Origin of the sequence: Paraburkholderia sp. GAS206C (genome assembly GCF_050435645.1) — a bacterium.
Taxonomy (GTDB): domain Bacteria; phylum Pseudomonadota; class Gammaproteobacteria; order Burkholderiales; family Burkholderiaceae; genus Paraburkholderia; species Paraburkholderia phenazinium_B.
The window spans coordinates 282,584-305,353 of the sequence record NZ_JBNDKR010000004.1; the positions used below are offsets into that span (position 1 = coordinate 282,584).

The following is a 22,770-nucleotide window of genomic DNA, read 5'->3' on the forward strand; positions in this document are numbered from 1 at the left end:
CCGAGATTGTTAGCAAGACTTACGAAATCACCATACCGGCGCGTCGGGGCAACCGATCCTGCGTTGGATATCCGCGCGCATGATCACCCTGACCTTGGCACGCGACAGGCGTGCCCACATGAAATCCGTATCGGACGTTGCACGTTCCGCGTGCGTTGGCATATGCGATCTGCTGCAAGATACGGCGCTGCTCGTGACATCACTTGCGTCCGGCGGAACCGTTCAGGATGCGGCAAAGTTTCGCGAGCGCTGCAGCCAGCTTGTTGATGAGTTCGCCAATGCACTTGCGCAACGCGGTTATCCAGAAGACGTCCAGCGTGAAGCGCTGGTTGCCCAGTGCGGACTGCTCGATGAAATGGCGCTGCGCCATCTATCGACCGAAGCCCGCACAGCGTGGGAACTGGAACCAATGCAAGTCGAACGTTTCTCCATCCACGATGCCGGCCGACGTGTCATCGACTGCATTGAGTCGCATCTCCAGGAAGCATCGCCTGACACCGACCTGCTCGAGTGTTACGCGACGATTCTCGGTATGGGTTTCATTGGCCGCTATGCCCGCGAGGGAGATGCGAAACGCACGGCGTTGATCGCCGCGCTCGATACCCGGCTGGAACTGCTTCGTCCGCTCGTGGAAGAGCCCTTCATGATTGATCCCGCCGCAGGTCCCCAGCTTTTCAACGGACTCTACCGACTGGTGCCGTGGATCATTCCCGCTCTCGTGTGCCTTGTTGCGGTCGCTGTCTGGGTTGCCGGAAGCAACGCCCTCGACGCGCAGTTCTCGCAGTTTGGGTCTGCAAAGGTCAACCGGCGATGAAATCTGATCTGTCCGTACTCACCGCTGGTTCCGCGTCATCGCAGGCTTCGGGTCATGAAGGGCTTGGGTATCCCTTGCGTCTGCTGGTCGTGTTTGCAATCGCTCTTGCTCTCACCGTAATCTGGCTTGTGGCCAGACCTGGCCTGGGTCTCGCGTGGACGCTCACGGTCATGATCGTGAGCGCCGGGCTTCTGCTGATGCTGTGGCGCACCCGGCTGTCTGTTAGTGCACGCAGGGATGGCGCACATGTGCTGACCGCCCTCGGCGCAGCAACCGCCGACATTCCGCTCAGACTGCGTACGCGCATGCCGCTCGTACTGGTCACGGGGGATGATCTGCCCGCGCTGTTCGACCGGCACGACGGACAACGCTTCGCGCATGTAGGTGACGGCGCCATCTGGCTGCGTGTGGACCGACCGCAGGATCTGCCGCGCATGGCCGTCGCCGTCAGACAGTGGCGCGACGGCCGTTCACCGGACGGTGTCGTGCTTTCGGTGGCGCCAGCCCGTCATACGGACCCGGAAATGCTCACACAGTCGCTGCGGGTGGTCAGACAGGCAGTGGCAGACGCCGCGCGCATGCTAGGTTCACGCGTTCTTCCAGGATATGTCGCGGTCTATCAGCGGCTCACGACAGAAGGCATTTCCGGCACCCCGAAAAAACTGATTTGGGGCCATGGCGCGTTGGCATCGGCTGATCTTCTCGCACCGCAATGGTATGGGGCTTCGTCCACCGCCCGCATACTGGACGCACGGCATTTCGAGACTGTCATCCGTGCGGCCGGGCGCGAAGCATGGCGCGTGGCGGACAGCAGTGCGCCGGCAACCCGCGCCGCCGCACTCGCCTCGATCATTGGCTGGACACAGCGGGTCGTGATTCACGCACTCACCGACCCGCGGCAGCCCGATATGTCCTGGGCACTGTTTGGCGCTGGCTGGATTGATTGCGGACCGGCATGCGGGCCAGGCCGTCCGTGGGAAAGCGATGTGCAGATGCAAACCCGCGTCGCGCGCGCGCCGGGCGCAGCTTCGCCGATGCCGTGGCCGCTGCCCCAGCGGCTGATTCGGGCGATGCCGAGGCACTACTGGATGTCGCCACGCCTCATCGCGCTCGCCCACGCACTGGCTCTATTTGCCTGTGCGGCCGCCGTCGCGTTCTTCTTCTCGATCCGGCACAACCAGGCATTGCTGACGCGCATGGGCGCGGATCTTGGCCGCTATTCGATGATCCCGGCCAACCACGATGCCGCAAAGCGTGATGCCCTGCAGACGCTCGTCGCCGATCGCAACGAGCTTGAACGTTACGCACGTACCGGTACGCCGTTGCCGCTGTCATTCGGCATGTATCGCGGCGCCCGGCTGATCCCTCCACTCAACGACGCGATTGCATCGTATCAGCCGCCACCGTCACCGCCCGCTGTCGTGACGCTCGACAGCATGTCGCTCTTTGACAGCGGCAAGGCCCAACTCAAGGACGGTTCGACGCGCGTCATGGTCAATGCGCTCGAAATGATCAGGGCGCATACCGACAAGCGGATTCTGGTGGCGGGCCACACCGACAACGTGGGTGACCCGGACAGCAATCTGAAGCTGTCGACGGCCCGCGCCGAGGCCGTACGCAACTGGCTTATCGAAGCGTCGGGTATTCCCGCTACGCAGTTCGCCATTCAGGGCTATGGCGATACGCGCCCCGCCGCTGATAACCATACCGAAGCTGGGCGCGCAAAAAACCGCCGCGTGGAGATCACGCTTGTGCCTGACGCCGCGCAGCAGGTCCCATCGGGAAACACGCCAAAGGAAGGCGGCCCTCAGGAATCCGCCGCACCGGCACGCACAGATGGACAGCCTGGATAACGCATTTTTTGTCCCCGAAGCCTCTGGTCTTCGGGATTTGTGAAGCCCGGTTACTGACCCCGGGCGATTGTCGCTGTAAGCAGAAGGGAGTTAAGAAATGGCAATTCCGTCATACATGTGGCTCAAGGACGATGGTGGCGCTGACATCAAGGGTTCGGTGACCGTCCAGGGCCGCGAGGGCAGCGTCGAAATCACGGCGTTCGATCACAGCCTGCATATTCCGACCGACGGCAACACCGGCAAGCTGACCGGCACGCGCGTTCACTCGCCGATCACGCTAGTCAAGGAAACCGATGCGTCGACGCCGTACCTCTACAAGGCGGTCACGAGCGGCCAGACCCTCAAGTCTGCCGAGATCAGGTGGTACAAGATCGACGACGCCGGCAAGGAGAAAGAGTACTTCAACACGAAGCTCGATAACGTGAAGATCGTCGCCGTGCGTCCGAAGATGCTCGACATCAAGGACCCGGACTACGAAAAGCACAACCACCTGGAGGAAGTCGAGCTGCGCTACGAGACGATTACCTGGTCGTACAAGGACGGCAACATTATCCACAAGGACACCTGGAACGAGCGTTCCTGATTCACAGGTAGTCCGGAGGCCGGTACACCGTCCCCGGTAGTCTTCGGAATTACCGGCCTTTCCTTGCCAGTCTGCCTGCGCGGACTGGCCCTTTCGGACTGGCCTTTTTATTGCGCGGGGCGCGCCGCTCCAGGCTGGCACGCCCCTCTTCAGATGTGCGAATAGCCCAAACATGACCGTGCACAACGACCGAAACGCTTCCTTCCGCGACGCCAGCCAGCTTCTGCAGCGGCTCAATCCACACTGCGCGAAAGCGCTCGAGGCCGCGGCAAGCCTGTGCCAGACACGGCTCGCAGACGAGATTTCAGTCGAGCACTGGCTGCTCAAGCTGATCGAGGCCGGGGACGGCGATATCCCGGCCATCATGAACCATTACGAACTGAACGTTGATGCCGTGTGGGATGCACTGCTCAGGGCCATCGACCACACACCGCGTAACCTGCGCGGCCGCCCCAGCCTCTCTCCGCAATTGGCCGTTGTCATCCAGGACGCCTGGTTCCGTGCCTCTACACACGCTGAAGGCAGTGACCCGGGCATCCGTTCCGGCCATGTGCTGCAGGCCATCGTCGAGGCCCCGCATGTCCTTCGTGCGGCCAATGCCTGGCAACTGCTCTCAGTGAGCAGCGCACAGATCGAACGCCTGCTGCCACGCCTCGGGCCGCGAACCTGCGAGAACCAGCCTGAGATGCCGGAAGTCGTTTCCGGCCCGTCCGCCGTTCCGGCAGGAGCCGATTCCGTTAATCACCCGTCGGATGGGAAAACAGCGCAGACAGCAACGCGCAATGTGGAAGGCGACGCACTCGTCCGCTTTGCAATCGACATCACGGCGAAGGCGCGCGACGGCAAGATCGATCCGGTATTCGGACGCGACCGGGAGATCCAGCAGATGGTCGATGTGCTCGCCCGGCGGCGCAAGAACAACCCGATCCTCGTCGGCGAGCCGGGTGTCGGCAAGACCGCGCTCGTCGAAGGCCTCGCGCTGCGCGTAGCCGATGGCGCCGTGCCGAACGTGATCCGTGACGTGCGTATTCTCACGCTCGATCTCGGTCTGCTGCAGGCCGGTGCGGGTGTGAAGGGCGAATTCGAGCAGCGCCTCAAAAATGTGATCGATGAAGTGCAGGCCTCGAACGTGCCGATCCTGCTTTTCATCGACGAGGCGCACACCCTGATCGGTGCGGGCAACGCAGCAGGCGGCGCCGACGCCGCCAACCTGCTCAAGCCCGCACTCGCGCGCGGCGAGCTGCGCACGATCGCCGCGACCACCTGGTCGGAATACAAGGAATACTTCGAGCGCGATGCCGCGCTCGAGCGCCGCTTCCAGATGATCAAGGTGGACGAGCCCGATGACGCGGCTGCCTGCCTGATGCTGCGGGGACTCAAGGAACGCTACGCGAAGTATCACAACGTCCACATTCGCGACGATGCACTGGTGGCTGCGGTCAGGCTCTCGCGCCGCTACATTCCGTCACGGCAGTTGCCAGACAAGGCGGTCGACCTGATCGATACGGCCGCTGCCCGTGTGCGCATGGGTCTCGAATCGCCGCCCGCGGAACTGCAACGGGCCCGCGCCACGCTCGCCGCGCTGGAGCTGGAGCGCACCACGCTCGAAGACGATGCGCGCGCAGGTATCGAAAGCGCGGAAGAACGTCGCGCTGCGCTCGATGCCGCGCTCAACGAAGCGAAAGCGCAGTTGGAGACTCTGCAGCAACGTTACGGGCACGAACTTGGGCTTGTGCAGGCGCTCCTCGAGCAGCGTGATGCCGCAGCAGCCGGCGACACCGGATCGCTGGCCCAGACGCGCGAGGCACTCGCGCGTGCGCAGGGCAAAGCGCCGCTGATCTTCGCGGACGTAGACGCCCGGGCGATCGCCCGCGTGGTCGCCGAGTGGACCGGAGTGCCGGTCGGCAACCTGCTCGAAGACGAACTGACCGGACTGCTCACGCTTGAAGAAAGCCTGGCCACCCGCGTGGTTGCTCAGGATGACGCACTTTCGGCACTCGCCGAAAGCCTGCGCACAGCGAAAGCGGGTCTAAAAAACGAGCATTCGCCGCTTGGCGTGTTCCTGCTCGCAGGACCGTCTGGGGTAGGTAAAACAGAAACGGCGCTCGCACTCGCCGATCTGCTGTTCGGGGGCGAAGCCGCACTGACGACAATCAACATGTCCGAATATCAGGAAGCCCATACGGTTTCGCAACTAAAGGGCTCACCTCCCGGTTATGTCGGTTACGGGCGTGGCGGGATCCTCACCGAAGCAGTGCGACAGCGTCCATACAGCGTCGTGCTGCTCGACGAAGTGGAGAAAGCCCATCGCGACGTGCTCGACATGTTCTATCAGGTGTTCGATCGCGGCACGATGCGCGACGGCGAAGGCCGCGAGATCGACTTCCGCAACTGCGTGATCCTGATGACCTCCAATCTCGGAAGCACGCAGATCGACGAGGCCACGGCGGAGAACCCCGGCATTTCGCAGGCAGAACTGCACGACGCGATCCACCCACAACTCGTCGCGCACTTCCAGCCCGCGCTGCTTGCCCGCTTCCAGACGCTGGTCTACCGGCCGCTCGATGCTACAGCGCTCGCATCGATCGTGCGGCTGAAGGTTGAGAAGGTCGCCGAACGTCTGCACCGTCTTTACGACATCGAGCTTACGTGCGACGACGCGTTGACCGGGGCGCTCGCGCAGCTTTGCCTCGCACGCGAATCCGGTGCACGCAATGTCGACGCGTTCCTCAACCAGCGCATCCTGCCTGCTGTTTCGCGCGAGCTTCTGACGCGGATGGCCGGAGGCTCGCTACCGGTTGAGTGCCGACTGTCGATAGCCGCCGACGAAAGCCTCGTCATTGACTTCCTGGATCGCCACAACGCACCGTCTTCTGCCAACGCAACCGCTGACAATCTGGCTATGGTCGCTAAGTGAAGGAGTATGTGACGCCAGTCGGCCCTTCGCTGTACTTTTTGGGCCGCCTGGCTGCATGTGCGCATGCGTATTGAGCGTGAGCGTGAGCGTTACGCCAAACGAAAAGACGTCGCGCAAGACAAACCCAAAAAATCAAACCGCCAAAGCCACCCTCTTCCTCTCGCTCCGCTGCATAAAATAATTAGCAACCACGACCCCAACAGTCACAAAAGCAATAAACAGCGTAGCAAGCGCGTTCATCTCAGGATTAAGCCCCAACCGAACGCGAGAAAAAACCACCAGCGGCAAAGTCGTCGACCCAGGCCCCGACAAAAACGCCGACAAAACCAGATCGTCGATAGACAAAGTAAACGACAGCAACCACCCAGCCACAAGCGCCTGCGAAATCAGCGGCAATGTAATAAAGAAAAACACCCGCAACGGCGTAGCTCCGAGATCGAGCGCTGCCTCTTCCAGCGACGGATGCAACTCCCTCACCCGCGACTGCACAATGATCGCCACATAAGAAATACACAACATCACGTGCCCGATCCAGATCGTGAGCAACCCACGCCCGGCAGGCCATCCCAGCCATTTAGCCATTTCGATGAACAGCAGCAGCAGCGAAATCCCCTGAATCACCTCGGGAATCACCAGCGGTGCATTGATCATGCCGGTGTACAAAGTGAAGCCGCGAAACCGCCCCATCCGCGCCAGCACAAACCCCGCCCATGTGCCGATAAACACCGATGCAAACGCCGTCAACAATCCAATCTGCAACGACAACCACGCCGCCGAGATCAGTTCATCGTCGCCCAGCAGCGCCGCATACCAGCGCGTCGAAAAATGCGTCCACACGGTCACCAGTTGCGATTCGTTGAACGAATACACCACCAGGCTCACAATCGGGATGTATAGAAACAAAAACCCAATCCCGAGCGCGAAAATCTGCAAGAACCTGTTCGGCTTCATCAGCGCCTTTCCTCCAGCGCCTTCGCCTGCGCATACTGAAACAGCGCCATCGGCACCAGCAGCAGCAATACCATCGCGCATGTCACCGCGGATGCCATCGGCCAGTCGGCATTGTCGAAGAACTCATTCCACATCACCCGGCCAATCATCAGCGTATTCGCCCCGCCCAGCAATTCCGGAATCACATACTCACCCACCGCCGGAATGAACACCAGCAGACAGCCCGCAATAATCCCGTTTTTGGACAATGGCAACGTTATCTGCCAGAACGCCTTCCAGGGTTTTGCGCCAAGGTCATAAGCCGCTTCCAGCAGCGTCATGTCCATTTTCACAAGGTGCGCGTACAGCGGCATCACCAGAAACGGCAAGTACGAATACACCATGCCGATATAAACCGCGGTATTCGTGTGATACAACTCAATCGGCGTATGAATCAGGCCAATCGACATCAGAAAGTTATTCAGCAAGCCATTATTCTTCAGGATGCCGATCCATGCGTACACGCGAATCAGAAACGACGTCCAGAACGGCAGCATCACCGCCATCATCAGAATATTGCGCGTGGCCGGGTTCGAGCGAGCGATGTAATACGCCATCGGGTAGCCCAGCAACAGGCACAGCAGCGTCGACACTGCCGCCACCACCACGGAATTCACATACGTCGCAAAGTAAAGGCTGTCCGTTAGCAGGAACGCGTAGTGCGACAGGTCCAGCGCAATATGCAGCACGCCGTCCTGGAAACTCGTCAGCTCGGTGTACGGCGGAATGCCCAGCTGCAGGTCGGCGAAGCTGATCTTCACCACCAGCAGGAACGGGACAAGGAAAAACATCAGCAGCCAGATGAACGGTCCGGCCACGACGGCGGTGCGGCCGGTCAGGCCAAAGCGCCGCACCGGCCACGACGCAAATGAACTCAGCGCGCTTTTCATGACGTCAGCACCACTCCCGCGGAAGCGCTCCAGCGCACGTACACTTCGTCGCCCCACGTCGGCGATTCGATTTCGGAAAGCGCGAGGCTCGTGACGTTCGCCACCACCATCTTGCCGCTCTCGAGCTTCACGTGGTACAGCGAATAGCCGCCCATGTACGCGATATTCGTGACGACGCCCTTGCCCCAGTTGTACGCGCCCTCAGGTGGCTTGCGCGTGAGCGCGATGCGCTCGGGCCGCACGGAAATCGTCAGCGGCATGCCAAGCGGCCCGGTGATGCCGTGATTCACATAGAGGCGAACCGGCAGATCGGAGGTTTCGACGAACACGTGATCCGGTTCGTCCTCGACTACCGTGCCGTCGAACAGATTGGTCGAGCCGATAAACTCGGCCGAAAAGCGGCTGTTCGGATACTCATACACTTCGTGCGGCGTGCCGAGCTGGACGATCTCGCCTTCGCTCATCACCGCGAGCCGGGCGGCCATCGTCATCGCCTCTTCCTGATCGTGGGTGACCATGATGCAGGTGACGCCGACCTTGTCGAGGATGTTGACCAGCTCGATCTGCGTGCGCTGGCGAATCTGCTTGTCGAGCGCGGACATTGGCTCGTCGAGCAGCAACAGCTTGGGCCGCTTGACGAGGCTGCGCGCCAGCGCCGCCCGCTGCTGCTGTCCGCCCGAAAGCTGATGCGGTTTGCGCTTGGCAAAGCGCCCCATCTGCACGAGATCGAGCACTGCCTGTACGCGCTCCTGCAGTTCGGCCTTCGGCACGCTCTCCTGCTTCAGGCCGAAGGCCACGTTCGCCTCGACGGTCATATGCGGAAACAGCGCATACGACTGGAACATCATGTTGACCGGGCGCCGATACGGCGGCATCTGCGCGAGGTCTTCGCCGTCGATCAGGATCTTGCCCGAAGTCACGGTCTCGAGTCCCGCCAGCATGCGCAGGAGCGTGGACTTGCCGCAACCGGAACTGCCCAGCAATGCGAACAGCTCGCCCTTCTTCACCGACAGGTTGACCTGCTTGACCGCAACCGTCTCGCCAAACTTCTTGACGACATCGACGATCTGCACGAAGTTTTCCGCTGCATCGCCCGCAGCGGCATAGCTGCCCGGAGGCAGCGTGCCGGCCGCCGCCAGCACACCCGACTGGTCACTGCTCATAATGTGGTACTTCGCTCCTGCATTTGACGAACAAAGCCCCCGGTGAACGCCGGGGGCTTGGTGGACATGCCTTGCTATCGACCATTCAATCCGCAGACTTTAACGGCCGGACTTGAATTCAGTCCAGAGCCGCGTCTGCAGCCGCTGGATTTCCGGCGGCAGCGGCTTCAGCAGGAACAGCGTCTTGATGACTTCAGGCGGCGGATAGACGGCCGGATCGTTCGCCACGTCCTTGTCCACATATTTGCGCGATTCGAGGTTCGCGCTCGGGTAGTAGACCTCGTTGGTGATCGCGGCGTGGACCTGCGGCGTCTCGATGTAATTGATCCATTCGAGCGCCGCTTCCTTGTTCTTCGCGTCCTTCGGAATCGCCATCACGTCGAACCAGACCGGTGCGCCACCCTTCGGAATGTAATACTCGATCTTGTACGGCTTCTTCGCCTCGACCGCGCGGTGCTTCGCGATCACCACGTCGCCCGACCAGCCGTAGGCGAAGCAGACGTCGCCGCCGACCAGGTCGTTGATGTAGCCCGACGAGTTGAACTGCGTGATGTACGGGCGGATCTTCTTCATCATGTCGAGCGCGGCACGATAGTCCGCCGGGTTCGTGCTCATCGGATCCTTGCCGATGTAATGCAGCGCCGCCGCGAACATCTGGTCAGGAGCGTCGAGCACCGAGACGCCGCACGCCTTCAGCTTCGAAATGTTTTCGGGTTTGAACAGAATGTCCCAGTTGTCGAGCGGGACGTTCTTGCCGAGGATCTGCTGGACTTTGGTGACGTTGTAACCGAGACCCGTCGTACCGTAGGCCCACGGGTCGGCGTATTTGTTGCCCGGATCGGCGCCGGCGACGAGCGCCATCAGCGAAGGATCGAGGTATTTCTGGTTAGGCAGCTTCGATTTGTCCAACGGAGCGAAAATGCCCGCGGCAATCTGCTTGCCGGCGTAGTTGCTGGTCGGCACCACGATGTCATAGCCGGAATTGCCGGTCAGCAATTTGGCCTGCAGCGTGTCGTCGCTGTCGTAGTTGTCGTATTTGACCTGAACGCCGGTCTGCTTGGTGAAGTTCGGGATCGTGTCCTTGGCGATGTAATCGGACCAGTTATACACGTTCAATTGCGTATCTTTTGCGCCGGCCGTAAGCCACGGCGTAGCACACAGCATCAGCGCTGCGAGTTGACGCACTACCAGTTTTTTCATCCCGTTCTCCGATCCGTCGGCCTCGGCCGACCGTCCACTCCACGTGCCGCAGCGCACCGCCCGCGGCTCTCCTGAAAAACCCGAAAACTACCACTAATTATTGCGCGCTTCAAAAAAACCGCGAAGCTGTCGCGCAAAGGGTACAGCGCAGCCGGTTCGCGCGGACGCGCCAGCCTGTTCGTTCGATACAAAATTGCGCGCAATTTTAGCGGGTTATGGCCGCCTGTCCACCGGGAAAAAAAGACCGTCCGCGGGTGGTTTGCCATGCACGGGTTTCGACAGGAAGTGAAGTCTATTTGTAAGGAAGTGTGGCGCAGGGATACGACGATGCCAAGGGCGACGGTGTGGAGGCACGTTCAGAGGGAATCCGCAGCATCGGTTAACATAGCAGTACCTCCCTGCTTCTCGTCCCAAGGTTTTGAATGGCTTCGAATCTCCACGCTCTTCCAGACAGCCCGTGCATCGGCGTCTGCTCTACGCTCTTCGACGAAGTCTGCAAGGGCTGCGGGCGCACAGCTACCGAGGTTTCCAACTGGGTTTTCCTGAGCGACGAGGAAAAACGCGCGGTGTGGGTGCGCATCGAACAGGAAGGCACCGCGATGCGTTTCAAATACGACAAGCTGTGACAGCGAGACGGCCCGGTTCATGACAGTTCTGCAAGAAACGGGCGCGGCATGAAAAAACGCCGGGAAACCCCGGCGTCCTCATCAGAAGCGCATCCCGACACCGAGTCCCACCACGACTGGATCGATGTCCAGCCGGCCCAGCGATGCCCCGCCGAGCGAGGCATCGGTTCTCATCCAGATTTTCTTGATGTCCGCATTGACGAACAACGACTTCGTGATCTGCACGTCGACGCCGGCCTGCACAGCCGGCCCGAAGCTGTGGTTGGTGATCGAAATCGGCTGGCCGTTCACGTTCAGCCCGTTGTTGTAGAAATACGTGTAGTTCATGCCTGCGCCGAGGTACGGCCGGATGCGCCCCTGGTGGTTGAAGTGATATTGCAACAGCAGCGTGGGCGGCAGCACGTTCACCCCGCCCAGATTGCCGAGGCTCGACGTCAGTTGATGCCGCGACGTCCCCAGAATCAGTTCGACGCCCAGATAGTCGCGGATCATGTAGGTCAGATCCAGTTCCGGCACGATCGCATTGTTGACGTTTACGTTCAGCGCCGACAAGGTGTTGTTCGTTGATACGTTCGGAATGATGCTGATGGCCCGCAAGCGCACGAGCACGTCGCCCGCGTGAATGCCGTTCATCTCGTCGCCGCTCTCAGCGCGGGCCTGAGACGCCGCGAGTCCCATGCCCAGCAGACACGATACGATGACCGCGGCTTTGATTCGATTGCTGATGCTGTGCTTCATTCTGTTCCCCGTTTGGTTGATGATTGCGGGGATTGTCGAAGCTTGAAGCGTCAGTCGCGTTGACCAGCGTCAACCGAGCGAATACGCCCATCGCCCTGCGACAGCAGGTCGCGCCGAACCCGTCAGCAGCAACTCGATCAGGTCGCGTACGCTGCGAATGGCCGTGCCAAACGGCAATGTCTCGCGGCCGCGGAAGAACAGGCCATTGGCCACATCACCGCGCAACGCCGCGGCGAGTCGCGTATCGATACAGAAGTGTCCGAACTTTTCGATGCCGTCGCGCAGACCGCACACGCTCAGACACTCGAGCGCCGTCGGACACGCGTTCTTGAGCGTGCCGATCTTGTCGCGAATGCGTGTCTCGTTGCGCAGGTAACGCATCAGCCAGGGCGTTTTCACGGCGCGCGCCGGCAGCCCCGTGACGCTGACGAATTCGACGATGTCTTCAGGGGTCGCTTCAGCAAGCACACGTTTGAAGTTGGGATGCGCGTCACCCTCTTCCGTGACGGCAAACGGGGTGCCAAGCTGCACACCGTTGGCGCCCGCCGTGAGGCACGTCCGCACGGCCTCGTGGCTATTGATGCCGCCCGCGACGATCAACGGCACATCCCGCCGGTTCAGGCCGAGCGACGCAAACACCGGTTCCAGTTCCTCGAACACTCTCGCGAAATCGAAGCGCCCGTCCTGCATGTCCGCCAGATTCGTTACGCCGAGGTGGCCACCGGCGTGGGCAGGATGCTCGATCACGATCGCGTCGGGCAAGCGTCCCTTCTTCATCCACTTCCTGAGCACGAGCGCAATGCCACGGGCGTCGGACAGAATCGGGATCAAGGCGATATCGTGATCTCGCGTCATATCGGGCAAGTCGAGTGGCAGACCGGCACCCATGACGATCGCATCCGCGCCGCTTTCGCAGGCAACCCGCACATAGTCCGCGTGCGCATTGACCGCCTTCATCACGTTGACGGCAATCATGCCGCGCCCTTCGCTCAAGGCACGGGCTGCGCCGATCTCACGCGCCAGCGCCGTGAGGTTGGCGGCCTCGAGCGTGGCGCGGCTGGGATTGACGCGGCACTCCTCGACCAGATCCGCGTGATGGTGACGCAGATCGATGCTGGCGATTGTACCGAGCGCGCCCTCGCGCGCCACGCTGCCGGCTAGCCGGTGCGCGGATACGCCAACGCCCATGCCGCCCTGCACGATCGGTAACAGCGTGCGGCCGCGGATCATCAGCGGCGCAAACGAATGAGATGGGTGCATGAGGTCTCCAGGGGAACGCTGCGCGCAATTACCGCGACATCATGTTCATGCTGACGTTATGCATCACCCACATCGTGCCGCCGATCAGAATGATCGCGGCCACCGCGGTGTAGCAAAACGCCATCACATTCCAACGTTGCCCGGACGACGTATTCAGGTGCAGGAAAAACACCAGATGAACGACGATCTGCACCAACGCCAATACGGCTAGCGCGATCATTGCTATCTGCTGCGGGAGAACGCCGCGCACGACGAGACCAAACGACGCGGCCGTCAGCAGCACCGCCAGCACGAAACCTGCGACGTAGCCGGATACGCTGCCGTGCGATTCTTCTTCATGAAGCGATTGGGTATGAGCCATTTAGAGCACGCTCCCAAGATAAACAAACGAAAACACGCAGATCCACACGATGTCGAGAAAATGCCAAAAGAGACTCAGGCACGCGAGCCGCGTAACCTCGCGCTCGGACATCTCAGGCTTGAGGACGATCTGCACGGCCAGCACGACCATCCAGATGAGGCCCACCGTGACGTGCAAGCCGTGCGTGCCGACCAGCGTGAAAAAGGACGAGAGGAACGCGCTGCGGCTCGGCCCGGCGCCTTCAGCGATCAGGTGCGAGAACTCCTGCACTTCGAACCAGAGAAACGCCAGACCCAGAACAAAGGTGATCGCGAGCCAACCGAGCACGACGCCCGACTTGCGCTTATGCGCACCGAGCATGGCGAAGCCGTAGGTGATACTGCTCAGCAAAAGTACCGCCGTCTCCAGCGCGACGCCCGGGATATCGAACAGATCCTTTCCGGTGGGACCGCCTGCGAACTGCTGCGCCATCACGGCAAACACCGCGAACAGCGAGGCGAACAGCACGCAGTCGGTCATCAGATAGAGCCAGAACCCGAATACCGAATGGGACGGCGCGTGCTCGCTTTCCAGCGCGCCAGGTGTAGCAAGATGAGTTGTATGTGACATCAGTTGACCTCCGCAGCGGCAAGCCGCTCGTCATGCTTCGTTTCGCCTGCCCTGCCGCCCTCCTCTTCGATCCTCCGGACCGTCTCGGCGGGGATCATGTAGCCGTCGTTATCGCCGAAGCTGCGCCCGATCACCGTCGCCATGATGGCGACCAGCGCTGCCACCGCGAGCCACGTGATATGCCAGACTCCGGCGAAGCCCAGCAACAGGCTGAAGATGCCAATAAAGAGGCCTGCGCTCGTATTCGACGGCATATGAATGTCGCGGTATACCGCCACCTTGCCGAGGCCCTGCCCGGTTTCCTTCATATGCGTGAAGGCATCGAGTTCATGCACCACCGGGATCGTTGCAAAGTTATAGACGGGCGGCGGCGACGCCGTGGCCCATTCGAGCGTTCGGCCATCCCACGGATCGCCCGTCGCATCGTGGTATTCGGGCAGCTTGCGGTTGCGCACGCTGACGATCACCTGCAGAACCTGGCAAACCACACCCAGCGCAATAAACACCACACCGCAAGCCGCGGCGATCAGCCACGGATGCCATGCCGGGTTGTCGTAGTGGTTCAGACGTCGCGTCATGCCCATGAAGCCGAGCACATAGAGCGGCATGAACGATACGTAGAAACCGACAAACCACAGCCAGAACGCGGCCTTGCCGAGTTTTTCGTTCAGCTTGATGCCGAACACCTTCGGGAACCAGTAGTGAACACCGGCCAGATAACCGAACACCACACCGCCGATGATGGCGTTATGGAAGTGGGCGATCAGGAACAGGCTGTTGTGCAGGACAAAGTCCGCCCCGGGGATGGCCATCATCACGCCGGTCATGCCGCCGATCGTGAACGTAATCATGAAGCCGATCGTCCACAGCACCGGGGCGGTGAATTCGAGGCGTCCACGGTAGATCGTGAACAGCCAGTTGAACACCTTCACGCCGGTCGGGATGGCAATGACCATGGTCATAATGCCGAAGAACGCATTGACATCCGCACCCGAGCCCATCGTAAAGAAGTGATGCAGCCAGACGAGGAACGCCAGTACCGTGATCACACACGAGGCGTAAACCATCGTCCGGTAGCCGAACAGCGGCTTCTTCGCAAAGGTCGCGATGACTTCCGAATAGATGCCGAAGGCCGGCAGAACCAGAATGTAGACCTCGGGGTGACCCCAGGCCCAGATCAGGTTCAGATACATCATCGCGTTGCCGCCGCCATCATTCGTGAAGAAGTGCATGCCGAGGTAACGGTCCAGACCGAGCAGCGCGAGCGCAATGGTCAGGATCGGGAACGTCGCCATGATCAGCACGTTCGAGCACAACGCGGTCCACGTGAACACCGGCATCTTCATCAGCGACATGCCCGGTGCGCGCATCCGGATGATGGTGACAAAGAAGTTGATACCCGTGATCAACGTGCCCACGCCCGACAGTTGCAGACTCCAGATGTAGTAGTCCACCCCCACACCCGGACTGAACTGCAGTTCGGAAAGCGGCGGATACGCGAGCCAGCCAACCTGCGCAAACTCACCGATCACCAGCGACAGGTTGATCAGAATCGCGCTGATCGCGGTCATCCAGAAGCTGAGCGAGTTCAGGAACGGGAACGCGACGTCACGCGCTCCGATCTGCAGCGGCACGATCAGGTTGAACAGACCCACCATCAACGCCATCGCCATGAAGAAGATCATGATGACGCCGTGCGCCGTGAAGATCTGGTCGTAGTGATGCGGCGGCAGATAGCCCGGCGAGTGATAGGCGAGCGCCAGTTGCAGGCGCATCATGACCGCGTCCGCAAAGCCGCGCAGCAGCATCAATACCGCAACCACGATATACATGACGCCGATCCGCTTGTGATCGACGCTGGTGAGCCATTCGCTCCACAGCCATTTCCATTTGCCGAACCACGTCAACGCGCCGAGCGTGGCAAGGACGAGGACCGCCATCAGGGCGCCCGCGCCCATGATGATGGGCTGATCGAACGGAATCGCCGATAGTGTCAGTTTTCCGAACATGTGTTACCCCTTCGTACTGCAATTGCTGTTCTGCAGATCGAGAACGTTGCCGTTGTTGTACTTCGCAATGATGTTGTGGAACAGCTTCGGATCGACCGATGAGAAGTAGCGCACGGGCGCCTTCTCGCTGGGCTGTGCCACGGTGTTGTATTCGTTCATGTCGAGCCGGCCCGACGACGCCTTGACCTTTTCCACCCACGCGTTGAACTGCTCGGGATTGGTGGCGAGTGCCCGGAACTTCATGTCGGAGAAGCCCTTGCCGCTGAAGTTGGCCGACACGCCGGCATAGTCGCCCGCTTCATCGGCGACGAGATGCAACTGGGTCTGCATGCCCGCCATGGCGTAGATCTGGCTGCCCAGACGCGGAATGAAGAACGAGTTCATGACCGAGTCCGACGTGATCATGAAATTAACGGGCGTACCCACCGGGAAAGCCAGTTGATTGACCGATGCGATGCCGAGATCCGGATAGATGAAAAGCCATTTCCAGTCGAGCGCCACGACCTCGACGTTGATCGGTTTCACCGCCGATTCGATGGGCTTGTAGGGATCGAGCTCGTGCGTGGTCTTCCACGTCAGCACCCCGAGACACAGGATGATGATGGACGGTACCGTCCAGATCACCACTTCGATCGCCGTGGAATGCGCCCATTTCGGCGCGTAGGTCGCGCCGCGGTTGCTGGCCCGGTAGCGCCAGGCGAACCAGAGCGTCATCAGAATGACCGGCACCACGACAATCAGCATCGTGTAGGTCGCTGTGCCGATCAGCGACTTTTCCGCCGCGCCAATGCTGCCTTTCGGATCGAGCACATCGAGCTTGCTGCAACCGGAAAGGCATGCAGCCAACGCGCCCCCCAGGGGTATCCATACCCTGTTGTTAAGGACTCCCTTGTTCATCATATTTGCCTGCTTTTCATTGAACCACCCCTGAAATCCGCTGCATCTTCGCAACACGCAACCCACGCAGTTAAATGCGTACGCCGCCGGATTCTACGAGTGAAAGCTCAGGCGAAATTTGATCTCCGCCAAGGAAAACGCAGAGCGGATGTCATTTTTTGTGGAGGCGGGGACGGCACGCGGGACCGAGCGGGGAAACAGCGAGCAACGACGCGATTGCCGGCAAGCTGCCGGGCATTCGTGGGGAGATAGAAGAATGGAAAACTGGGGGAGATCGAGGCGCGATCGAATCGCGTTACTGCGGGAATCGCGTTGTAACCATCGTCAGATCAGGATGGCTACAACGCAAGTTACATCGTGAAGCGGCAAGCGCCTCTTGCTTACTGCACACCCTGGCTAGCCAGGAAATCCTCGTAATTGCCACCGAAGTCATACAGCGTGCCATCCGTGCGCACTTCGATAATCCGGTTCGCCAGCCCGCTCACAAACTCACGGTCGTGCGACACGAAAATCAGCGTGCCATCGTATTTGTCGAGCGCGATCTGCAACGATTCGATCGACTCCATGTCCATGTGGTTGGTCGGCTCGTCCATCAGCAGCACGTTGTGGCGGCCCAGCATCAGCTTGCCCCAGATCATGCGGCCCTTCTCGCCACCCGAAAGCACCTTCACCGACTTGCGGATGTCGTCCGCATTGAACAGCAGCCGGCCCAGCGTGCCGCGCACCATCTGCTCGTCGTCGCCTTCCTGGCGGTAGCCGTCGATCCAGTCCATCAGCGTGATGTCGTCCGGAAACTCTTCGTACGTGTCCTGCGGCATGTAACCGACATTCGCGTTTTCGGCCCACTTCACCGTACCGTGCTCAGTCTTGATGCCACCCTGCAGTGAACGCAGCAGCGTGGTCTTGCCGGCGCCGTTCTGGCCGATGATGGCAATGCGCTCGCCCGGCTGCACGCTGATGCTGAAGTTGCTGAAAATCGTGCGCTCGTACTTCTTCGTGATGCTGTCGGCCACCACGGCGATGTTGTGCAGCTTCTTCTCGTATTCGAAGCGGATAAACGGGTTCTGCCGCGACGAGGGCTTGAATTCCTCGATCTTGATCTTGTCGATCATCTTCAGACGGCTGGTGGCCTGGCGGGCCTTCGACTTGTTGGCCGAGAAGCGGCGTACGAAGTCCTGCAGATCGGCGACACGTTCCTTCGCCTTCGCATTGGCATTCTGCTGACGCTCGCGGGCCTGCGTGCTGGCCAGCATGTAGTCGTCGTAATTGCCCGGATAAACCTTCAGCGTGCCGTAGTCCATGTCTGCCATGTGAGTGCAGACCTGGTTCAGGAAGTGTCGATCGTGCGAGATGATGATCATCGTCGAGTTGTACTGGTTGAGCACGTCTTCCAGCCAACGGATCGAGTTGATGTCCAGGTTGTTGGTCGGCTCATCCAGCAGCAACACGTCCGGCTTCGAGAACAGCGCCTGGGCGAGCAGCACGCGCAGCTTCCAGCCAGGCGCCACGTTGCTCATCGGGCCGTTGTGGTCTTCGATCGCAATGCCGATACCGAGCAGCAGTTCGCCCGCACGCGCTTCGGCCGTGTAGCCGTCGTACTCGGCGAACTTCGCTTCGAGTTCGGCGGCGTGCATGTAGTCGTCATCTGTAGCGTCCGGATTCGCGTAGATCGCGTCGCGCTCGGTCATGGCGGCCCACATTTCCGCGTGGCCCATCATCACCACGTCGAGCACGCGCACGTCTTCGTATGCGAACTGGTCCTGGCGCAATTTGCCCAGACGCACATTCGGTTCGAGCATCACGTTGCCCGAACTCGGTTCCAGATCGCCGCCAAGAATCTTCATGAAGGTCGACTTGCCGCAGCCGTTTGCACCAATCAGGCCATAGCGGTTCCCTCCCCCGAATTTGACGGAGATGTTCTCGAAGAGGGGCTTCGGCCCGAATTGCATGGTGATATTGGCGGTAGACAGCACGGCGCGTCCTTTGAATGAATATGCGGCGAACAACCCAATATTTTAGCAGGTTATCAAGATGTTAGCCCGCGCATAGCCGCTTTTACCGCCTTCGGAGACCACTCCGTCCCGGGCATGCCATGTGCGGAACAACCCAGCAATGCGAATGGGGCGCGATTGCCTATACTTTTTTCACTAACCCGAAGATGAAGGAGGAGATGATGAAAGACCACGTATACAAGCAGATCGAACTGACCGGATCGTCTGAGAAATCGAGCGACGATGCGATTCGCACCGCCATTGCAAAAGCGTCCAAGACCCTGCGCAATCTGCATTGGTTCGAAGTGACAGAGACGCGGGGTCACATCGAAGACGACAAGGTCGTGCACTGGCAGGTGACCATCAAGGTCGGTCTGCGGATCGAATAAGTAAAAAAAGCTGCGTCCGTGAGGACGCAGCCCTTGAAAGCAGCGGTTGCTAAACCGCCGCCTGGTCGACTGTCTGCGTTGACCGGCACGCGGCGCCGGCAGTCACCCGCGTCGCACCCGCCAACGCGCGTGGCGATTACTTCGGCAAGTCGCCGTCCACGCCTTCCACATACCAGTTCAGACGCTGCAGTTCCGGATCGGCCAGCGTCTTGCCGGCCGGCACCTTCACGTTGCCCGACTGGTCCTTGATCGGACCTGCGAACACATCCCACTTGCCGCTTGCGATCTGGTCGCGCTTCGTTGCGACATCCTTCAGCGCATTGGCCGGAATCGCCGACGTGTTCAGGTCATCCAGGCTGACGGCCTTCTGCGGAATGCCCCACCACACCGGATCGTTCTTCCACTTGCCATCCAGCACCTGCTGGACCACCGCCGTGTAGTACACGCCCCAGTTGCCGACCACCGAACCCAGGTGCGCGTCAGGACCGAACTTCTTCATGTCCGAATCCCAGCCGAATGCATGCACGTGCTTTTCCGAAGCCGTGGCCAGCGTGGCGCTCGAATCGGTGTTCTGCAGCAGCACGTCGGCGCCCTGGCCGATCAGCGTTTCCGCGGCCTGCTTTTCCTTGCCCGGATCGAACCAGCTGTTGATCCAGATGACCTTGGTGTGGACCTTCGGATTGACCGAACGCGCGCCGAGCGTGTACGCGTTGATGTTGCGGATCACTTCGGGAATCGGCACCGATGCCACGAAGCCGAGCGTATTGGTCTTCGTCACGTAGCCTGCGGCGACGCCGGCGAGGTACGCGCCCTGATACATGCGCACGTCATAGGTGCCGAAGTTAGGCGCCTTCTTGTAGCCGGTGGCGTGCAGGAACACGGTGTCCGGGAAATCCTTCGCAACCTTCAGTTCGAAATCCTGATAGCCGAAGCTCGAACCGATGATGATCTTATTGCCCTTGTTCGCCAGATCGCGGAACACGCGCTCCGAGTCGGCCGATTCCGGCACGTTCTCGACGCGGGTGACCTTGATCTTGCTGCCGAACTTGGCCTCGACTTCCTTCGAGCCCTGATCGTGCGCATAGGTCCAGCCGGCATCCCCTGGGTTGCCGAGGTAGACGAATGCGACGCCGGGCACATCGGCCGCCTGTGCCGGTTGCGTCAGCGTGACGCCGAGACTGAGCGAAAGCGTACCCAGCGCCGCGGCGGTCAGCAGATTTCTTCTCTTCATGTTTTCTCCTGTCGTGTGATTGATTCGTTCAAGCCGTGAAGCGGGTTTGTACATACTGCATATGGAGTGAATCTGAAACCTGATTTGAAACTCGAGCGCGCGTGGCGCGCTGATCCCTAGCCCGCCGCAAAGAACGGCTTGCCGAGCGAGGCTGGCGCGTTCAGGCGGATCGTGTTCGGATTGCGCGAGATCAGCACCAGCACCACGATCGTGGCGACATAGGGCAGCATCGCGAGGAACTGGGTTGGAACCGGCACGCCAATCGCCTGCGCATAAAACTGCAGGCCGGTCACTGCGCCGAACAGCAACGCGCCGATCAGGAGACGCCCCGGGCGCCACGTCGAGAACACCACCAGCGCAAGCGCGATCCAGCCGCGGCCGGAAGTGAGCTGCTCCTGCCAGAGGTGCAGATTGACGATCGAGTAGTAGCCGCCGGCCAGACCCGCCATGCCGCCGCCGAATGCAACCGCGCCGTAACGCACACCGATCACGGGAAAGCCCACCGAATGCGCCACCTGCGGCGACTCACCCACCGAGCGCAGCACGAGGCCGGCACGCGTGCGGTAGAGAAACCAGCCCACAACAGCGAACATGATGAAGGCGAGGTAATCGAGCGGCGTCAGACTGAAGAATGCGGGCCCAAGCACAGGAATCTTCGAGAGCAGAGGAATCGTCCACGTATCGATCGACGCGCGCACCGCCGCCGACGTGTACGGCTTGCCGACATAAGCGGACAAGCCGATGCCGAAGATCGTCAGCGAAAGACCGGTGGCAACCTGATTGGCCAGCATCGTCAGCGTGAGAAAGCCGAATAGCAGCGACATGGCGAGCCCGGCCGCAATCGCCGCCAGCACGCCGAGCCACGGACTACCGGTGACGGCAGTGACTGCGTAACCGCTGACGGCGCCCATCAGCATCATGCCTTCCACGCCCAGATTCAGGACCCCCGATTTCTCGGTGACGAGTTCGCCGGCGCCCGCAAACATCAGCGGAATCGCGGCGGTGACGGCGCTCGAGGTGAGCGCGCTAGCTTGTTGAATATCCATAAGACCGGGTCGGGGAAAATCAGTGGGCTTTAGTTCGCGTGAGCGGTCGTATTGCGACGGCGCACGCGGTAATTCACAAACAGGTCGGCACCCAGCAGGCAGAACAGCAGCAGCCCCTGGAACACGCCGGAAAGCGCCTGCGGCAACTGCATCGAGGTCTGCACCGCCTCACCGCCGAGATACAGCAGTGCCATCAGCAGGCTCGCCAGCACGATCCCGACAGGATGCAAGCGCCCCACGAACACGACGATGATCGCGGTGAAGCCATAGCCCGGCGACCAGGTGGCCTGCAACTGGCCAATCGGCCCGGAGATTTCGCCCATGCCCGCCAGCCCGGCGAGACCGCCGCTGATCAGAAGCGAGGTCCAGATGGTTTTCTTGTCGGAGAAGCCGGCGTAGCGCGCGGCTAGCGGAGCGAGGCCGCCCACGTTCATACGGAAGCCGGCAAAGCTCTTGCGCATGAACAGCCATACGAGCGGGATCGCCACGAGCGTGACGAAGATCGACGCATTCAGACGCGTGCCGCGCAGGAATTTCCAGTGCCAGTCGCCGGAGAACGTCGGATACAGCGCGTCGCCGCTGAACATTTCGGAGAGCGGAAAATTCATGCCCTGCGGATCGCGCCACGGACCGCTCACCAGATAGATCAGCAACTGGGCCGCGACGTAGGTGAGCATCAGGCTCGTGAGAATCTCGTTGGTGTTGTAGCGGCTCTTCAGGAACGCGGGAATCGCCGCCCACACCATGCCGCCGGCGATACCCGCCAGCATCATGGTCGGCAGAATCCACCAGCCACTCGCCTGATCGAAATAGATCGCCACGCCGCTCGCGGCAATACCGCCGAGCAGCATCTGCCCTTCGGCGCCAATGTTCCAGACGTTGGCGCGATAGCCGATCGCGAGACCCAGTCCGATCAGGCACAAGGGCGACGCCTTGAGCAGCAGTTCGGACCAGCCGTTCACATCGGACAGCGGTTCGATAAAGAACGCGTGCATCGCCTCCAGCGGATCGCGGCCGACCAGGCCGAAAATCAGGAAGCCGAGCGCAAGCGTGAGCACTGCGGCGATCAGCGGCACAGCGAGCTGCATCGAGCGTGAGGGCGCAGTGCGGGCTTCGAGTCGATACGGAAAAATCATAAGTCTGCGTGGGGTCGTAAGTTGAGGCGTGGGGCTGCTATAGGTGTTGTTTCGGATGTCAATCTAC

20 protein-coding genes are annotated in these 22,770 nt (G+C 60.7%); 6 read left to right on the forward strand and 14 right to left on the reverse strand.

The features are described 5' to 3' along the window. The first annotated feature begins 79 nt into the window (after positions 1 to 79). The 4 genes from P3T20_RS13405 (at position 80) to tssH (ending at position 6,167) form a co-directional block, all read left to right on the forward strand. Complete coding sequence (locus P3T20_RS13405; RefSeq protein ID WP_074264363.1) at positions 80 to 814, forward strand: DotU family type IV/VI secretion system protein; 735 nt, start codon at positions 80 to 82, stop codon at positions 812 to 814. Continuing rightward, on the forward strand, positions 811 to 2,667 hold the full coding sequence (locus tag P3T20_RS13410; protein WP_429287075.1) for an OmpA family protein: 1,857 nt from the start codon (positions 811 to 813) through the stop codon (positions 2,665 to 2,667). The genes P3T20_RS13405 and P3T20_RS13410 overlap by 4 nt, the downstream gene beginning before the upstream one ends. Before the next feature lie 97 nt (positions 2,668 to 2,764). Beyond that, complete coding sequence (locus tag P3T20_RS13415) at positions 2,765 to 3,250, forward strand: Hcp family type VI secretion system effector (protein WP_074264361.1); 486 nt, start codon at positions 2,765 to 2,767, stop codon at positions 3,248 to 3,250. Positions 3,251 to 3,422: 172 nt separating this feature from the next. After that, positions 3,423 to 6,167, forward strand: coding sequence for a type VI secretion system ATPase TssH (gene tssH, locus P3T20_RS13420; protein ID WP_429287076.1), 2,745 nt, complete (start codon positions 3,423 to 3,425; stop codon positions 6,165 to 6,167). A 132-nt stretch (positions 6,168 to 6,299) separates the two neighbouring features. On the opposite strand, the gene P3T20_RS13425 is transcribed toward tssH, so the two are convergent. The 4 genes from P3T20_RS13425 to P3T20_RS13440 form a co-directional block, all read right to left on the reverse strand. Next, a complete protein-coding gene (locus tag P3T20_RS13425) occupies positions 6,300 to 7,118 on the reverse strand; it encodes an ABC transporter permease subunit (protein WP_074264359.1) in 819 nt (272 codons plus the stop codon). Then, complete coding sequence (locus P3T20_RS13430) at positions 7,118 to 8,047, reverse strand: ABC transporter permease subunit (RefSeq protein WP_074264358.1); 930 nt, start codon at positions 8,045 to 8,047, stop codon at positions 7,118 to 7,120. The genes P3T20_RS13425 and P3T20_RS13430 overlap by 1 nt, the downstream gene beginning before the upstream one ends. Next, positions 8,044 to 9,210 carry an ABC transporter ATP-binding protein gene (locus P3T20_RS13435; protein ID WP_429287077.1) on the reverse strand — a complete coding sequence of 389 codons (1,167 nt, stop codon included), beginning with the start codon at positions 9,208 to 9,210 and terminating at the stop codon, positions 8,044 to 8,046. The genes P3T20_RS13430 and P3T20_RS13435 overlap by 4 nt, the downstream gene beginning before the upstream one ends. A 99-nt stretch (positions 9,211 to 9,309) precedes the next feature. Beyond that, complete coding sequence (locus tag P3T20_RS13440; protein ID WP_074264356.1) at positions 9,310 to 10,410, reverse strand: polyamine ABC transporter substrate-binding protein; 1,101 nt, start codon at positions 10,408 to 10,410, stop codon at positions 9,310 to 9,312. Between the two features lie 422 nt (positions 10,411 to 10,832). Here P3T20_RS13440 and P3T20_RS13445 point away from each other — a divergent pair, with 422 nt between their 5' ends. Further along, the gene (locus P3T20_RS13445) at positions 10,833 to 11,036 is read left to right on the forward strand and encodes a DUF1289 domain-containing protein (protein WP_074264355.1); all 204 of its coding nucleotides are present in this window, start codon (positions 10,833 to 10,835) and stop codon (positions 11,034 to 11,036) included. An 81-nt stretch (positions 11,037 to 11,117) separates the two neighbouring features. Here P3T20_RS13445 and P3T20_RS13450 read toward each other — a convergent pair whose 3' ends face one another. The 7 genes from P3T20_RS13450 to P3T20_RS13480 all read right to left on the reverse strand — a co-directional run bounded on the left by P3T20_RS13450 (position 11,118) and on the right by P3T20_RS13480 (position 18,883). After that, positions 11,118 to 11,774, reverse strand: coding sequence for an OmpW/AlkL family protein (locus P3T20_RS13450; RefSeq protein WP_429287078.1), 657 nt, complete (start codon positions 11,772 to 11,774; stop codon positions 11,118 to 11,120). 69 nt (positions 11,775 to 11,843) lie between these two features. Continuing rightward, on the reverse strand, positions 11,844 to 13,034 hold the full coding sequence (locus P3T20_RS13455) for an NAD(P)H-dependent flavin oxidoreductase (protein WP_429287079.1): 1,191 nt from the start codon (positions 13,032 to 13,034) through the stop codon (positions 11,844 to 11,846). A gap of 28 nt (positions 13,035 to 13,062) precedes the next feature. Further along, on the reverse strand, positions 13,063 to 13,395 hold the full coding sequence (gene cyoD / locus P3T20_RS13460) for a cytochrome o ubiquinol oxidase subunit IV (protein WP_429287080.1): 333 nt from the start codon (positions 13,393 to 13,395) through the stop codon (positions 13,063 to 13,065). Beyond that, the gene (gene cyoC / locus P3T20_RS13465) at positions 13,396 to 14,004 is read right to left on the reverse strand and encodes a cytochrome o ubiquinol oxidase subunit III (protein ID WP_074264352.1); all 609 of its coding nucleotides are present in this window, start codon (positions 14,002 to 14,004) and stop codon (positions 13,396 to 13,398) included. Continuing rightward, positions 14,004 to 16,013 (reverse strand): cytochrome o ubiquinol oxidase subunit I, encoded by a 2,010-nt coding sequence (gene cyoB / locus P3T20_RS13470; RefSeq protein ID WP_429287081.1) that lies wholly within the window; start codon positions 16,011 to 16,013, stop codon positions 14,004 to 14,006. The genes cyoC and cyoB overlap by 1 nt, the downstream gene beginning before the upstream one ends. Before the next feature lie 3 nt (positions 16,014 to 16,016). Beyond that, complete coding sequence (gene cyoA, locus P3T20_RS13475; protein ID WP_429287167.1) at positions 16,017 to 16,910, reverse strand: ubiquinol oxidase subunit II; 894 nt, start codon at positions 16,908 to 16,910, stop codon at positions 16,017 to 16,019. 380 nt (positions 16,911 to 17,290) lie between these two features. Next, positions 17,291 to 18,883, reverse strand: a complete 1,593-nt coding sequence (locus P3T20_RS13480) for an ABC-F family ATPase (RefSeq protein WP_074266035.1) — start codon at positions 18,881 to 18,883, stop codon at positions 17,291 to 17,293. A 200-nt stretch (positions 18,884 to 19,083) separates the two neighbouring features. Here P3T20_RS13480 and P3T20_RS13485 point away from each other — a divergent pair, with 200 nt between their 5' ends. Continuing rightward, positions 19,084 to 19,290 carry a dodecin gene (locus P3T20_RS13485; RefSeq protein ID WP_074264349.1) on the forward strand — a complete coding sequence of 69 codons (207 nt, stop codon included), beginning with the start codon at positions 19,084 to 19,086 and terminating at the stop codon, positions 19,288 to 19,290. A gap of 136 nt (positions 19,291 to 19,426) precedes the next feature. Here the strand turns inward: P3T20_RS13485 and P3T20_RS13490 are convergent, their stop codons facing one another. From P3T20_RS13490 to P3T20_RS13500, 3 genes are all read right to left on the reverse strand, one after another. Continuing rightward, positions 19,427 to 20,521, reverse strand: coding sequence for a BMP family ABC transporter substrate-binding protein (locus tag P3T20_RS13490; protein WP_074264348.1), 1,095 nt, complete (start codon positions 20,519 to 20,521; stop codon positions 19,427 to 19,429). A 116-nt stretch (positions 20,522 to 20,637) separates the two neighbouring features. After that, the gene (locus P3T20_RS13495) at positions 20,638 to 21,567 is read right to left on the reverse strand and encodes an ABC transporter permease (RefSeq protein ID WP_074264347.1); all 930 of its coding nucleotides are present in this window, start codon (positions 21,565 to 21,567) and stop codon (positions 20,638 to 20,640) included. Between the two features lie 29 nt (positions 21,568 to 21,596). After that, positions 21,597 to 22,703, reverse strand: a complete 1,107-nt coding sequence (locus P3T20_RS13500; protein ID WP_074264346.1) for an ABC transporter permease — start codon at positions 22,701 to 22,703, stop codon at positions 21,597 to 21,599. Positions 22,704 to 22,770 lie beyond the last annotated feature (67 nt).